The 910-nt window shown below is 33.0% G+C and carries 1 protein-coding gene; it reads left to right on the top strand.

The annotated features are described in order from the left end of the window. Nucleotides 1-250: 250 nt before the first annotated feature. A complete protein-coding gene (locus MWU65_RS17460; RefSeq protein ID WP_247079962.1) occupies nucleotides 251-724 on the top strand; it encodes a cupin domain-containing protein in 474 nt (157 codons plus the stop codon). Nucleotides 725-910 lie beyond the last annotated feature (186 nt).

The following is a 910-nucleotide window of genomic DNA, read 5'->3' on the forward strand; positions in this document are numbered from 1 at the left end:
GAGTGTTTTTATTGAAATGCAATCCAATCAAAATAAAAACAATTGTCACTTCGAGTGAATTTTGAGGCACGAGAAATTAGTATCGAGAAGTCTAGGTGAAATTGAATTTTTAATAAGATGTCACTTCGAGTGTTTTTATTGAAATGCAATGAAAATAAAAATGTATCGAGAAGCTAAGCAGAATTGGTTCTCGATACATCCCGACAAAAAAGTCGGGACACTCGAACTGACAAAAAATAAACACTAAAAAATGAATTTCAAATCCATTATAGCAACATTAGCAGTAACAGCAATGCTTGTCGGTAATACAGTAAATGCACAAGTAACCACTAAAGATTCTATAGCAACTTCAAAAGTGCAACATTTCAATTTTGACGACATGGAATCTGAAACTATTGGAGAAGGGATCCAACGTAAATGGTTTCATGGTGAAAAAGGACAAATGACCATTTTTAATCTAGAAAAAGGAGCGCATATTCCTTGGCATCACCATCCAAACGAGCAGATTACATATATCATGTCTGGTAAAGTGAAAATCAAAACCATAATTGATGGTAAAGAAACGTTTGTAGAAGTTGCAGCAGGAGAAGTAATTGTATTTCCAGAAAATGTACCACATGAGTTTTGGGCTTTAGAAGAAACCGTAGATTTAGATGTACATGTTCCAGTTCGTGAAGATTGGTTATCTAAAGAATTACCAGCGTATTTAAAAAAGAACAAATAAAATTTTAAAAGTTTGTCACTTCGAGTGAATTTCGAGGCACGAGAAATTTGTATCGAGAAGCTTATATAAAATTGAATGATCAATAAAATGACACTTCGAGTGTTTTTATTGAAATGCAATCCAATCAAAATAAAAACAATTGTCACTTCGAGTGAATTTTGAGGCACGAGAAATTAGTATCGAGAA

Source organism: Cellulophaga sp. F20128 (assembly GCF_023015805.1).
Classification (GTDB): domain Bacteria; phylum Bacteroidota; class Bacteroidia; order Flavobacteriales; family Flavobacteriaceae; genus Cellulophaga.